Source organism: Lachnoclostridium sp. An138 (assembly GCF_002160765.1).
In the GTDB taxonomy this organism is placed as follows: domain Bacteria; phylum Bacillota; class Clostridia; order Lachnospirales; family Lachnospiraceae; genus Laedolimicola; species Laedolimicola faecalis.
The window spans coordinates 173,534-185,945 of sequence record NZ_NFLF01000005.1 but is presented as its reverse complement, the minus strand read 5'-3'; the positions used below and the strand labels follow the sequence as shown (position 1 = coordinate 185,945).

The following is a 12,412-nucleotide window of genomic DNA, read 5'->3' as shown; positions in this document are numbered from 1 at the left end:
AGGAAGGGGGAAGAACGGTATGAACAGAAAAAAATGGCCGGCAGCCGCAGGCGCGGCGCTGCTCTGCCTTGCTCTGACGGGTTGTGGAAGCGCTGGCGGAGAACAGTGGGTTTCCTCCGGCGGGCAGCAGGAGTCCGGGCCGGTACAGGTACAGGAGACACAGATAATGGAAGGACAGACGGGAGAGGAAGCTTCCGCCGGAGAGATAGACAGGGACGGCGCGTTTGCGCTGGCGCTGGAGAATGCGGAGGTGCCGGAGGACGACGCGTACAATGTAAAAGTAGAGAAAGACAGAGAGAACGATATTTCCATCTGGCAGGTGGAGTTTGAGACAGACTATGGCGATTACGAGTATGAGATAGCTTCCGCGGATGGGAGGATCGTCGGAGCGGATTATGAGGTGGACGAAGAGTGGCTGGATTCTCTTGGCGGTTCGCCGGTAGATGAAGACGGGGCCAGAAGCATAGCGGCCGGCAAAGCAGGCGGGGCTTCTGCGGATGAGGTGCAGATCTGGCAGGAAAGCGATGATGGGCGGAGCCGGTTTGAGGGAGAACTGTTTTGGAATGGAATCAAATATGAGTTTGAGCTGGATGCCCAGACGGGGATTATCTTTGACTGGAACGCGGATATGAGAGAATAAGACAGGAATATGGCGCCGGCGCGGCGGGGAAATCGCTCCCGCCGTACCGGCGCCGGCTAAAGGAAAGAACGGATCTGTCTTACTCTCCTATCAGCACTTTGAGGAACAGTATGGCCAGCACAGTCAGAATTACCGGCTTTACGATCCGCGTTCCGTTTTTGACGACCATACCCGCGCCCAGGTAGTGGCCAGCGATGCAGAAGAGAGCGGCAGGCAGGCCGAGTCCGAAAAAGACCTTGCCGTTCAGGATAAAGACGGCGAGGGCGCCGATGTTGGAAGCAAGGTTTACAGCCTTTGTGTTTGCAGAGGCGGTAAGAAGGTCCAGTTTTGCCAGGCTGGTATATAAAAGGATCAGAAAGGTGCCTGTGCCGGGACCGTAAAAACCGTCATAGATGCCTACAAGAAAAGAGACCGGCATGGAGATCAGAAATGTCTTCTGCCGGGACAGTTTTTCCTGTTTGGGCTGATTCAAATCTTTTTTGCGCAGCACATAATAGGCGGCAACCGGGAGCACCGGCAGAAGCATGAACTGAATCAGCGCTTCGCTGGCAGTCAGCGCAAGAGAGGAGCCGGCGGCCGATCCGGCCAGAGAGCAGATGACGCAGGCTCCGGCCAGAGGCAGATCCATATATTTGAAAAGACGGGCAGCGGAAATGGTAGTGCCCAGAGATGAAGAAAGTTTATTGGTCGCAATAGCCATGTGAGGCGGGATTCCCGCGAAAAGGTAGGCAGGCAGCGAGATCAGGCCGCCGCCTCCGCCGATGGAATCGACGAGTCCCGCAAGAAATACCAGGGGGCATATGATTAAAAGCATATGAAGCGTAACTTCCATGACAGAGCCTTCTTTCTGTAAATTGATTGATGTATTTTTCTGTTTCAGCCAGACATTTGTTTCTTCCGGTGTCCGGGACCGCAGGGAAAAGAGGCTGAAAACCCGAAATATCCGGTCATAGATCTGTTTTACCCACGCTATTTTAGCCAAAGAGGAGCAGGCTGTCAATAGCGCCGGAATGCAGAAATAAAAGCAGAAATAAAAGCGAAATAAAAACCTGCCGCAATACAGAAATGTTTTGTGGGTATGGATAAGACGTGTTATAATAGCAGAAGAATCCGGTTCCTGCGCGCGGCGCGGAACTGCAGGGAGGGAAAGATGAAGTTTAAAGAGAGATATCTGGCCGGAGAGATTCCTTTTGAGGAAATAGACCGATATATTGAAGACTGGGGCAACAGCGACGAGCCCTGTACGCTGCGGGAATATCTGGGCCTGAACGCAGAGGAAGAGGATGTGTGGATTTCTGACAGCGACGAGGCTCTGATGGAGCTGCTGGATGCGCAGAAAAAGAAAGCCGGCATAAAAGGCACCCAGGCGGAGTCCTGAGGCTATGGTGCGGATCTATCTGGCTGAGATTCCGGAGCCGGCTGAAATGGAGCCGGGCGAAGTGGAACCGGCCGTAATGAAACCGGTTGAAATGGAATCAGCCGCAATAGAACCGGAGGCCGAAGAATCCGGGAAGGGGGCCGGCGGTCCCGGCGGCAGGCGCGCCCGCAGCCAGTCGGCAGCAGCGCGCCGTCTTCTGATGCGGGCGCTGGAAAAAGAGTATCCGGAGCTGGCGGGCACATTCCGGGTGGAAAAAGACGAGCGCGGCAAGCCCTTTCTAAAGGGTCACGAGGAGATCTGCATCAGCATTTCCCACAGCGGCAGACTTGCGGCCTGCGCTATCGGGGCAAAGACCGTGGGCGTGGATGTGGAGCAGCGCAGAAGCCGGCTGAATCAGGAACGGATTGCCCGCAGATTTCATCCAGGGGAACAGAAGGTTCTTGCGGCAGAGCCGGAGGATATGAAGGAGAGAGCCTTTTATGATCTCTGGGTCCGTAAGGAAAGCTTTCTGAAAGCGGTGGGAGAAGGCCTGCGTCTGCGGCTGGATTCCTTCTGTACCGTGGAAGAGGCCGAGACGGCCCAGTCATCAGAAGGGGGCGGGGCAGTCATCCGGGTTTCCCAGAATATCCGCAGGGAAGCCTGTTATATCCGGCAGTATGAGCTGGAAGGCGGAGAATACAGCCTGGCAGCCTGTTCGGAGGAAGCGGATTTTGCGGAGTATCCGGAATGGATTCTTTTGGGAACGCTTTCGGAAGAAGAGCGTTCTGGCCGCTGAAGGCCTGGAAATCCGTTTCGTCCCTGTCTGGAATGGAATTTTGTTCTGGCTTTTTACAGGTCAGTCTGATAGAATGAGGAAGAGGTGAGGAGTCATTATGGCAAAAAAACAGAAAAAGAAAAAAATGCCTGTACCGCTGCTGATTGTGCTGTGCGTCTGTGTGGCGGCGCTGGGTTTGAGTATCTGGCAGCTGTCTGATATATTTTTGGAGTATAAGGCCGGCACGGATGAATATGATGATTTGCAGCAGTATGTGATGGCGGAGGTGCCGGAGGACGGAGAAGGGACCGGAGATGCCGGAACAGAGGAGACGGGAGAAGACGGCACGGAGGAAGAACGGGTGCAGCGCGTGGCCCTGAGCGAGCTGCAGGCACAGAATTCGGATACCGTGGGCTGGATCGAGATCCCGGGGACGGGAATCAGCTATCCGCTGATGCAGACGGGAGATGATTCCTATTATCTGAATCATACCTTCAGCAAGAAGATAAACAGTGCCGGAAGCATCTTTGTAGAGACGCTGAACAGCGCGGATTTCACAGATCTGCATACCATTATTTACGGACATAATATGAAAAACGGTTCCATGTTTGCGGGACTGAAGAATTATGAATCGCCTTCTTATCTGGTGGCGCATCCTACGGTGTATATTGATTTGGCGGACGGAACGCACGCATATCAGATTTTTTCCGTTTATGAATCGCCCTCTGAGAGCGACAGCTATACGATTGGCTTTGCGCCGGACGAGCAGTATGAGACGTTTCTGCAGACGCTGAAAAGCCGTTCCTCCTATGATACAGGGGTGACTGTGACAAAGGATGATTATATTATTACGCTGTCCACCTGTACCAAGAGCGGTGAACACAGATACCTTGTGCATGCAAAGAAGGTATATTGAGAAAGAGTGTAATTAAGAGAAAGAAGGGATGGCTGTGAACCAGGATAAGGTGAAGCTTCTGAAAGAGTATGTGGAGGAATGCGGCTCCATTGTGTTTTTTGGAGGGGCAGGCGTGTCTACGGAGAGCGGGATTCCCGATTTTCGGAGCACAGACGGGCTCTATCATCAGGAGTGGAAGTATCCGCCGGAGACGATTCTGAGCCATACCTTTTTTGTGAGCCATACGGAGGAATTTTACCGGTTTTACCGAAAAAAGATGCTCTGTCTGGACGCAAAGCCCAACGCGGCCCATAAGAAACTGGCTGAACTGGAGGAGCGTGGAAAGCTGACGGCGGTGGTTACTCAGAACATCGACGGCCTTCATCAGATGGCCGGCAGCAAATGTGTTTATGAACTGCATGGTTCTGTTCACCGGAATTACTGCCAGCGCTGCGGCGCATTCTATGATGCCCGGTATATTCTGGAGTCAGAGGGCGTTCCCAGATGCAGCTGCGGCGGCGTCATCAAGCCGGATGTAGTACTTTATGAAGAGGGACTGGACAGCAAGGTGATTCGGGGAGCGGTGAATGCCATTTCCAGAGCTGACATGCTGATTATCGGCGGTACGTCTCTTGCAGTGTATCCGGCGGCCGGGCTGATTGATTATTTCTCCGGCAGGCATCTGGTGCTGATTAATCGGGACGCGACGCCCAGAGACCGGCAGGCTGACCTGCTGATCCAGGGAAATATAGGAGAGGTGCTCAGTGGAATATAAGGTAGGAGATATTGTAAAGCTGAAGAAACCACACCCCTGCGGGAGTTCCGAGTGGGAGATTTTAAGAGTCGGGGCGGATTTCCGGCTGAAATGTCTGGGCTGCGGCCATCAGGTTATGATTGCGAGACGGCTGGTGGAGAAGAACACCAGAGGAATCCGGACGCCGGATGGGGCTGGAACATAGACAGCGCGGAGCGGAAATTCAGCTGTTTTGCCTGCAGTGTCCCCAGGTATACCGGCGCTGAGAAACACTGGGATATTTTTTAATAGGGAATGCTTTGAATATTCGGAAAGGAGACAGACTGCGGGATTCAGGCTTTTAGAAGAGCTGAATCCATGCGGAACTGTCTCCTTTCTGTTTTTCTGCTCCGTCGGCGGATTCAGGTAAGAGAGTTTCTGTAGACTTCCTCCAGTCTTCCCGTAAGCGGTACGCCCAGTTTCGCCAAGACGGCGTCCAGCGCCTTCATGACGGCCGCAAGCTTTTCCTCCCGGGCATTTTCCCCCATATGGCCGATACGGATGACCTGGCCTTCCAGCACGTCGAAAGAACCGGCCAGCATCAGATTGTGATCTTCGCGGAGCGCGGTGAGAATGGCGGAGGCCGTGGTTCCCGCAGGCACGTCGAAGACAGAGACGGTATTGGACCAGCCATCCCGGGTATGAAGCCTGAGGCCGCAGCTCGTCAGAGCGGTGCGGACAGCCCGGGCGATCCGGGCATGGCGGAGAAGCATGTCTGAGTCGGCCTGAATATTTTCAAAGGCCGCGCGCAGTCCCCGGATATCGCTGATGGGCATGGTGTAGGGAAACCACTGCTTTTCAAAATAGCCGTCGAAGGCCAGGAGATTCGCATAGAAGGAGGCGATGGGAGTCCTGCGCTCCTTCATGGTTTTCCAGGCAGCCGGGCTTATTGTCACAAAGGTCAGTCCCGGAGGAGCGGAGACAGCTTTCTGGGAGCCGCCGCAGAGCAGATCGATGCAGAAATCATCCACACGGACCTCTTCGCCGAACATGGCGGACACAGAATCCACGACGGTCAGGATGCCCCAGGAGTTCAGCAGAGGGCAGATGCGGGAGATGTCGTTGAGCATACCGCTGGGCGTGTCGCAGTGGACCACAGTGGCATATTTAAAGTCATGGTCCTTTTCCAGAAAAGCGGCCAGCGCGTCCACGTCCAGGGTGTGGCGATAGTCTGTGGTGTAAAGCACAGGCTCTCCGCCGTAGATGCGCACGAAATCCGCGAAGCCCTTTCCGAAGACGCCGTTGTCCAGGACCAGCACCCGGTCGCCCGGTTCAGTCAGGCTGGCGCAGGCGGCTTCCAGGCCAAGGATTCCCTCGCCGTCCAGAATCAGAGTCTGATTCCCGGTGTGCAGAAGAGAGCTGATGAGCTCGCAGGTTTCTTTATAGAAAGTAAAAAAATCCGGGTCCAGGTCGGGATTGGTGCAGGGCAGAGCCCGCGCGGCCAGCACGTTCCCGCGGACCTGCGTGGGCCCGGGCGTCATGATGTCGTACATAATTCGTTACCTCCTTAAGCAGTCAGTCTGCAGAAAACGGTCCGATGGCGGAGCCCTTCTGCGCTTGTTTACGCTACTATAACGGGAAAGTGGCTGTTTTCAAATATCCAGTTTTTGAAAAATTGACCAGTCCAGTGTCTGCCAGAGAATAAAGGTTGCAAAATACAGGATTACAGGGTATGATGGAGAAAACACGGTCTGCCAGGAGCAGCGGACAGACAGGGGGAGGATGAAGCATGGAGATGCAGGAAAAAGAGAAGCAGGATTCGGCAGAATACACGCCGCTGGAGGTTCCGGAGGTGGTACCGGGCGTAACTGCCGTGGATTATCCGGAGATCAGTGATTTCCTGAAGAACATGAAACTGAAAGGCAGTCTGTTCGGTTTTCAGAAGGAAGATGTCTTTGAGAAAATGCAGAAGCTGAATTCCATGTATCAGGCCAGGGCCCAGCAGATGCGGGATCAGGCGCGGGGCCAGCTGGGGCAGGTGAAAAAGCAGCATCAGGAGGAGCTGGAGGCCCTGAAGGAGCAGCTGGAACAGGAAAAAGCGGACTTTCAGGCTGCGCTTGAGGAAGAGCAGAACCAGTTGAAAGCAGCTCTGGAGACAGAAAAAGCGGAAATAAAAGAACAGCTTGAGAAGGAACGGACAGAAGCAAAAGCCCAGCTCGAGAAAGAGCGGGAAGAAGCCGGAAAGCAGCTTGAGAAGGAACGGGAAGAGGCCAGAAAGCAGCTGGATGAAGAAGTGGTCCGGGCAAGGATTCAGATCCGCCGGGAGATGGAGGCGCAGCTTCAGGAAGAGACGGAGCAGAGGAACAGGGAGCTTGCCATGGTGCGTGAGGAGATGGACAGGCTGATAGAACGTCTTCATATGCTGAAAAGCAAGGTAAAGGCTGCAGAGGGAGAAGAACAGGCAGGATAACACAGATGAAAAAAGTTGGTAAGCAGTCAGTGGAAGAGATTCTGGAGGGAAAGATAGAAAAGGTCCAGAGAAGGCGCGAGTGGAAGCGTTTTCTGGTGGAGTGTGTCGTGGTGGTCGCGGCAGTCTACATTATCTTTCATTATTGCATCGGTCTGGCATTTGTGAGCGGGCATTCCATGGAGCCTTCCCTGAAAGACGGAGAACTGGTGGTGTTTTACCGGCTGGATCAGGCGTATCAGCCGGGCGATATTGTAATTATCCACCGTTCGGATAACATAGAGTACATCAAGCGTGTAGTGGCGGAGCCGGGAGACACAGTGGAGCTGTCGGAGGAGGGCGCCCTTCTGGTGAACGGAGAGGAAGAGGAAGGGCTGGCAGGCATGGGTAAGACCCTTCCCGTCCAGGACGGCGTGGAGTTTCCGTATGCTGTTCCGGAAAACTGTTACTTTGTGCTGGGAGACAACCGGGAGAACTCTCTGGATTCCCGAAGCTTCGGAGTGGTAAAGAAAGAAGAAATTACGGGACGTGTGTTTTTCCATCTGGGTATGACGAAATAGAACAGGCAGGCTGTCAGTGACCTGGCGGCCTGCCTTATAAAATGAGGAGTGCCCCGACGTACCAGGTACGCCGAGGCTATTATGAAAAAATTTATCTATATGTGTAGTGAAAGCATTTACATCTGTTCTAAGAGAATTCCTTTTGAAAAGCCCTTCTCTTAAGATGGTTTTAGTATAACAATGGAATATGAACAAAGTGTGAATAAAATGTGAACTTATTGTGAAAACGCACAAAATATTCAATCGACAAGTCAAAAATTAGGGCAAAATATATAAAACAAGCCGATAAGCTCTATCGTCGTATCGGGCAGAGTGTTCTTGCCAAGCTGCGGCGTATGATGTTAAAATAAGAAAAAACGGGTATCTTTACGCGGAAAGCGGGCAGCGGTCCGGGCGGGCCGGACCGCTGTGAAAACGCCCATCTTGAAAGGAAAAATCATGGAGAAGGATTTGACAAGACCGGTATTTATCATCGGACACAAGAATCCGGATACGGATTCTATCTGCTCGGCGCTGGCCTATGCCTACCTGAAAAATCAGGTGGAGGGAGGCGGCTATATCGCTGCCAGGGCAGGACAACTGAATCAGGAGACCCAGTATGTGCTGAACTTTTTTCAGGCGGAGGCACCCGTGTATGTGGCGGATGTGATGACTCAGGTGAGAGATATTGAGATACGCAAGACGGAAGGCGTGCGCGGCAATCTCTCTCTGAAGCAGGCCTGGAATCTGATGCGGCGGCTGGGTGTGGTGACGCTGCCGATTACAAAGGAGAAAAAGCTGGAAGGTCTGATTACCATTGGAGATATCACCACCTCCTATATGGATGTGTATGACAGCAAGATTCTGGCCCAGGCCAATACCCAGTACAGCAACATCATTGATACGCTGGAAGGCGAGATTCTGGTAGGTTCTGCCGAAGATTATTACAATAAGGGCAAGGTGCTGATTGCCGCGGCCAATCCGGATCTGATGGAAGACTATATCGAGGAAGGGGATCTGGTAATCCTGGGCAACCGTTATGAATCCCAGCTCTGCGCCATCGAGATGAAGGCCGGCTGCATCATTGTCTGCGAGGGAGCCAAGGTGTCCATAACCATCAAGAAGCTGGCCCAGGAGCACAACTGCGTAGTAATCAGCACGCCGCTGGATACATTTACGGCAGCCAGACTGATCAATCAGAGTATGCCCATTCAGTACTTTATGAAATCGGACAACCTGACCGTGTTCAATGTGAATGAGAAGACGGAAGATATCCGGGAGATCATGGGGCAGAAGCGCTACCGGGATTTCCCGATTGTGGACAAGGACGACAATTATGTAGGTATGATTTCCAGACGGAACCTGCTGAATCTGAAGCGCAAGCAGGTCATCATGGTGGACCATAACGAGGAGTCCCAGGCAGTGGACGGAATCGAGCATGCGGAGATCCTGGAGATCATCGATCACCACCGGCTGGGTTCTCTGGAGACTATGGCGCCCGTCTTTTTCCGGAACCAGCCTTTGGGCTGCACGGCTACCATCATGTATCAGATGTATCAGGAAAAGGGCGTGGAGATCCCGAAGAAGATCGCGGGCCTGCTCTGCGCGGCCATCATTTCCGATACGCTCATGTTTCGTTCGCCCACCTGCACGGCGGTGGATAAGGCGGCGGCGGAAAGCCTGGCGAAGATTGCGGATGTGGATATTGAGGACCTGGCCGTGGATATGTTCTCCGCAGGCAGCAATTTAAGCGCCCGGACAGCGGAAGAGATCTTCTTCCAGGATTTCAAGCGGTTCAGCGTGGGAAATATTCAGTTCGGCGTAGGCCAGATCAACTCCATGAACGCTATCGAGCTGGAGGAAATCAGGGAAAAGATCGTGCCCTATATTTCCACCGCCCTGAAGGAAAGCGGCCTCAATATGATTTTCTTTATGCTGACCAATATTATCCGGGAGACTACAGAACTGCTCTGCTGCGGGGCCAATGCGGATACTCTGGTAAAAGAAGCGTTTCAGCTGCCCGATGACAGCGACTGCTATGAGCTGAAGGGCCTGGTATCCAGAAAGAAGCAGCTGATACCTGCTCTGGCGGGCATGATTCAGCAGATGGAAGAGATGAGGTGAATTCCGGCAAAGCCGGAAGAGAGGACCCCCTGGGGGGTGAGGTGAATTCCGGCAAAGCCGGAAGAGAGGACCCCCTGGGGGGTGAGGTGAATATGAAAAAACAACACTGGAGAGCGGGAAATATGCTCTATCCCCTGCCGGCAGTCATGGTCAGCTGCGCCAGGGATGGAGAAAAACCGAATATTATTACAGCGGCATGGGTCGGAACAATCTGTTCCGACCCTGCTATGGTATCCGTGTCCATACGGCCGGAACGGTATTCTTATGATATGATCCGGGAGACGGGAGAATTTGTCATTAATCTGACCACAAAGAAGCTGGCATGGGCCGCAGATTACTGCGGTGTCCGTTCCGGGCGGGATGTGGATAAATTCAAAGAGACGGGGCTGACGCCCGGCAGAGCGCAGTACTTGAAGCTGGCTCCTGTGATTGAGGAAAGTCCGGTGAATATCGAGTGCCGGGTCACGGAGATCAAGGAACTGGGTTCCCACCATATGTTTCTCGCGGAGGTTCTCGGCGTGTCGGTGGATGAAGAATATCTGAACGAAAAAGGACGTTTTGAGCTCAATCAGACAGGGCTTATCGCTTATTCCCATGGAACCTATATGGCTCTGGGAGAGCCCTGCGGAAGCTTTGGCTGGAGTGTGAAAAGGAAGAAGAAGGATGAAAAAGAACGTAGTGCTGATCGGAATGCCCGGAGCGGGAAAGAGCACCATAGGCGTCATACTGGCGAAGGTTCTGGGAAAGGACTTCATCGACGCGGATCTGGTCATACAAAAGGAAGAAGGCCGTCTGCTCAGTGAGATCATTGAACAGGAGGGGCCGGACGGCTTTCTGGCTGTTGAGGAGCGGGTCAACGCGGGGCTGGAGCCGGAAGGAGCTGTGATTGCCACCGGGGGAAGCGTGGTGTACGGGGCAGGGGCCATGGAGCATCTGGGACAGATTGGCGTCGTTGTCTATCTCAGCCTTTCCTATGAGGCTGTGGAAGCGCGTCTGCGGGACATCAGAGGCCGGGGCGTGGTGCTTCGGGAGGGCCAGACTTTAAAGGGACTCTATGAGGAGAGAACCATCCTTTATGAGCGGTATGCGGATGTGACAGTAGAGGAAGACGGGCTGAATGTGGAAGAAACCTTAGAAAAAACTTTACAAGCGCTGAAAATGCTGATAGAATAAGAAATGTTACAAAAGTATTACATAAGAATGAAGAGCGAATGAGCAGAAAAAAGTTATTTTTTAATAAAAGATCCAAACTGACTTTTATTGAGGCCATGGCGATCACCTGCGGCTGTATGCTGGTGGGAGTTCCCCTTCTGGGCAGTGGTTTCGGCAATGGAAACAGCTATTACGAAGTGACGCTGGAGGGTAAGGTGGTCGGTTCCGTGCGCAATCCGGACGTGGTGGAGAATGCGTTTCTGGAGGCCAGGGCCCGGATTTCCCGGGAGACGGACGGGCTGGTGCTGGCGGACGTGGAATATGAGCTGGATAAGATTCCGAAGATTTTCGGAAGCACCATGGACCCGGAGACGCTGACAGAAGCCATTTACCAGGAGCTTCAGAACGTGGTGGCCACTGCGAAAAAGAAAGCCTATCAGCTGAAAATCAACGAATTCACAGTGACGCTGGGCGGATACCAGGACGTGATGGACGTGCTGTATGCCGCGAAGGATCGGTATGATACAGAAAATGAATTTCAGATCAGCATCGTCTCTGACGCGGAGAGAGAGCTGAACGTCTATACGGTGGAGGTATCGAAGCAGCAGACGGCGGAAGAACAGGAGGAGTCGGCGCCGGCCGGCATCGCTTCCGTTCCCGGAACAAGCGCCGGCATCGGAGACTTTGATGTAAGCTATGCGGTAGAGGATGTCATCACAGAGACGGTGACGGCTGAAAATATTGAGAACACCGAAGAGGAAGAAGAGAACACCACCGAAGTAGCCGGAGACGGCCTGCGGGACGTGGATTTCAGTGAAAAGGTGGAGATTGCGGAGGCTTATGTTTCTGAGGATCAGATCACGCCTACGGACGAGGCCATTGAACTGGTCACCAAAGAGACGGCAAAGAATACGGTCTATGAAGTCCAGAGCGGCGACACCCTGTCGGTGATTGCGAACAGCAACGGACTGCTGGTGGCTGAGGTGCTGGCCCTGAACGAGGGACTGTCGGAGGATACGGTGCTTCATCCCGGCGATCAGATCATCATTACGGTTCCGGAGCCGGAACTGACCGTAACCATAGTGGAAGAGTCCACCTACGAGGAAGACTACTACGCCGAGGTGCAGTATATAGACAATGACGAATGGTACACGACGGATACAGTTGTGCGCCAGGAGCCTGTGGCCGGCCATCATGAGGTCACCGCTCTGATTACCCGGGAGAACGGCACGGAGACAGGACGGGAGATTATTGCCGAGACTGTGATGACCGAGCCGGTACCGGAGATCATCGAGCGCGGCACCCAGACGCCGCCCACCTATATCAAGCCCCTGTCAGGCGGAACCTTCACCTCCGGCTTCAAATGGAGATGGGGCCGTCAGCACAAAGGCGTGGACTGGGCGACCCCGGTGGGAACCACGGTATTCGCTTCCTGCGGCGGCACTGTAACTCAGGCGGGCTGGTTCAGCAGCTATGGAAACTGCGTCACGATCCGCCATCCGGACGGAAATCAGACGCGTTACGCGCATCTAAGCCGTGTGCTGGTATCTGTAGGCGAGACTGTGGAGCAGGGCGAGCGGATTGCGCTGAGCGGCAATACCGGACGAAGCACCGGGCCGCATCTGCATTTTGAGATTATTGTCAACGGCTCTCAGGTTGATCCGCTGACGATGCTGGAGTAAAATAAAACAGAGTAGAAACAGAAAGCAGCGCCGGCTGGATGAGGGAGA

The 12,412-nt window shown here is 53.6% G+C and carries 14 protein-coding genes; 12 read left to right on the top strand and 2 right to left on the bottom strand.

Annotated features, from left to right (window positions below; genetic code table 11):
* The first annotated feature begins 19 nt into the window (after nt 1-19).
* Entirely contained in the window at nt 20-640 is a 621-nt protein-coding gene (locus B5E82_RS06410) for a PepSY domain-containing protein (protein WP_087306736.1), read from the top strand.
* Between the two features lie 79 nt (nt 641-719).
* Here the strand turns inward: B5E82_RS06410 and B5E82_RS06405 are convergent, their stop codons facing one another.
* Entirely contained in the window at nt 720-1,472 is a 753-nt protein-coding gene (locus B5E82_RS06405; protein WP_087306735.1) for a sulfite exporter TauE/SafE family protein, read from the bottom strand.
* A gap of 318 nt (nt 1,473-1,790) precedes the next feature.
* Here B5E82_RS06405 and B5E82_RS06400 point away from each other — a divergent pair, with 318 nt between their 5' ends.
* The 5 genes from B5E82_RS06400 (at nt 1,791) to B5E82_RS06380 (ending at nt 4,626) form a co-directional block, all read left to right on the top strand.
* Nucleotides 1,791-2,018 (top strand): hypothetical protein, encoded by a 228-nt coding sequence (locus tag B5E82_RS06400; protein ID WP_087306734.1) that lies wholly within the window; start codon nt 1,791-1,793, stop codon nt 2,016-2,018.
* A 4-nt stretch (nt 2,019-2,022) separates the two neighbouring features.
* Nucleotides 2,023-2,793, top strand: a complete 771-nt coding sequence (locus B5E82_RS06395; RefSeq protein WP_087306733.1) for a 4'-phosphopantetheinyl transferase family protein — start codon at nt 2,023-2,025, stop codon at nt 2,791-2,793.
* 97 nt (nt 2,794-2,890) lie between these two features.
* Nucleotides 2,891-3,688: a class B sortase gene (srtB, locus tag B5E82_RS06390; protein WP_087306732.1), complete on the top strand. Its 798-nt coding sequence runs from the start codon at nt 2,891-2,893 to the stop codon at nt 3,686-3,688.
* Nucleotides 3,689-3,716: 28 nt separating this feature from the next.
* Nucleotides 3,717-4,442: an NAD-dependent protein deacylase gene (locus B5E82_RS06385; protein ID WP_087306731.1), complete on the top strand. Its 726-nt coding sequence runs from the start codon at nt 3,717-3,719 to the stop codon at nt 4,440-4,442.
* Complete coding sequence (locus tag B5E82_RS06380; protein WP_087306730.1) at nt 4,432-4,626, top strand: DUF951 domain-containing protein; 195 nt, start codon at nt 4,432-4,434, stop codon at nt 4,624-4,626. The genes B5E82_RS06385 and B5E82_RS06380 overlap by 11 nt, the downstream gene beginning before the upstream one ends.
* A 196-nt stretch (nt 4,627-4,822) precedes the next feature.
* Here B5E82_RS06380 and B5E82_RS06375 read toward each other — a convergent pair whose 3' ends face one another.
* A complete protein-coding gene (locus tag B5E82_RS06375) occupies nt 4,823-5,953 on the bottom strand; it encodes a pyridoxal-phosphate-dependent aminotransferase family protein (RefSeq protein ID WP_087306729.1) in 1,131 nt (376 codons plus the stop codon).
* 236 nt (nt 5,954-6,189) lie between these two features.
* On the opposite strand from B5E82_RS06375, the gene B5E82_RS06370 reads away from it, so the two are divergent.
* From B5E82_RS06370 to B5E82_RS06345, 6 genes are all read left to right on the top strand, one after another.
* Nucleotides 6,190-6,870, top strand: a complete 681-nt coding sequence (locus tag B5E82_RS06370) for a hypothetical protein (RefSeq protein ID WP_087306728.1) — start codon at nt 6,190-6,192, stop codon at nt 6,868-6,870.
* Nucleotides 6,871-6,875: 5 nt separating this feature from the next.
* The gene (gene lepB / locus B5E82_RS06365) at nt 6,876-7,427 is read left to right on the top strand and encodes a signal peptidase I (RefSeq protein ID WP_087306727.1); all 552 of its coding nucleotides are present in this window, start codon (nt 6,876-6,878) and stop codon (nt 7,425-7,427) included.
* 438 nt (nt 7,428-7,865) lie between these two features.
* Nucleotides 7,866-9,530: a putative manganese-dependent inorganic diphosphatase gene (locus B5E82_RS06360; protein ID WP_087306726.1), complete on the top strand. Its 1,665-nt coding sequence runs from the start codon at nt 7,866-7,868 to the stop codon at nt 9,528-9,530.
* Between the two features lie 92 nt (nt 9,531-9,622).
* Nucleotides 9,623-10,333: a flavin reductase family protein gene (locus tag B5E82_RS06355; protein WP_206415639.1), complete on the top strand. Its 711-nt coding sequence runs from the start codon at nt 9,623-9,625 to the stop codon at nt 10,331-10,333.
* Entirely contained in the window at nt 10,221-10,703 is a 483-nt protein-coding gene (locus B5E82_RS18455) for a shikimate kinase (protein WP_242966257.1), read from the top strand. Before B5E82_RS06355 ends, B5E82_RS18455 begins: the two co-directional genes overlap by 113 nt.
* Nucleotides 10,704-10,741: 38 nt before the next feature.
* On the top strand, nt 10,742-12,364 hold the full coding sequence (locus B5E82_RS06345; protein WP_087306724.1) for a peptidoglycan DD-metalloendopeptidase family protein: 1,623 nt from the start codon (nt 10,742-10,744) through the stop codon (nt 12,362-12,364).
* Nucleotides 12,365-12,412: the final 48 nt, after the last annotated feature.

Bases quoted from the DNA above. Each gene is read 5' to 3' on its own strand.
- B5E82_RS06385 (WP_087306731.1), top strand. From the start codon at position 3,717: ATGGCTGTGAACCAGGATAAGGTGAAGCTTCTGAAAGAGTATGTGGAG.
- B5E82_RS06395 (WP_087306733.1), top strand. From the start codon at position 2,023: ATGGTGCGGATCTATCTGGCTGAGATTCCGGAGCCGGCTGAAATGGAG.
- B5E82_RS06345 (WP_087306724.1), top strand. From the start codon at position 10,742: ATGAGCAGAAAAAAGTTATTTTTTAATAAAAGATCCAAACTGACTTTT.
- B5E82_RS06400 (WP_087306734.1), top strand. From the start codon at position 1,791: ATGAAGTTTAAAGAGAGATATCTGGCCGGAGAGATTCCTTTTGAGGAA.
- B5E82_RS06405 (WP_087306735.1), bottom strand. From the start codon at position 1,472: ATGGAAGTTACGCTTCATATGCTTTTAATCATATGCCCCCTGGTATTT.
- B5E82_RS18455 (WP_242966257.1), top strand. From the start codon at position 10,221: ATGCCCGGAGCGGGAAAGAGCACCATAGGCGTCATACTGGCGAAGGTT.
- lepB (WP_087306727.1), top strand. From the start codon at position 6,876: ATGAAAAAAGTTGGTAAGCAGTCAGTGGAAGAGATTCTGGAGGGAAAG.
- B5E82_RS06355 (WP_206415639.1), top strand. From the start codon at position 9,623: ATGAAAAAACAACACTGGAGAGCGGGAAATATGCTCTATCCCCTGCCG.
- B5E82_RS06370 (WP_087306728.1), top strand. From the start codon at position 6,190: ATGGAGATGCAGGAAAAAGAGAAGCAGGATTCGGCAGAATACACGCCG.
- B5E82_RS06410 (WP_087306736.1), top strand. From the start codon at position 20: ATGAACAGAAAAAAATGGCCGGCAGCCGCAGGCGCGGCGCTGCTCTGC.
- B5E82_RS06360 (WP_087306726.1), top strand. From the start codon at position 7,866: ATGGAGAAGGATTTGACAAGACCGGTATTTATCATCGGACACAAGAAT.
- B5E82_RS06375 (WP_087306729.1), bottom strand. From the start codon at position 5,953: ATGTACGACATCATGACGCCCGGGCCCACGCAGGTCCGCGGGAACGTG.
- srtB (WP_087306732.1), top strand. From the start codon at position 2,891: ATGGCAAAAAAACAGAAAAAGAAAAAAATGCCTGTACCGCTGCTGATT.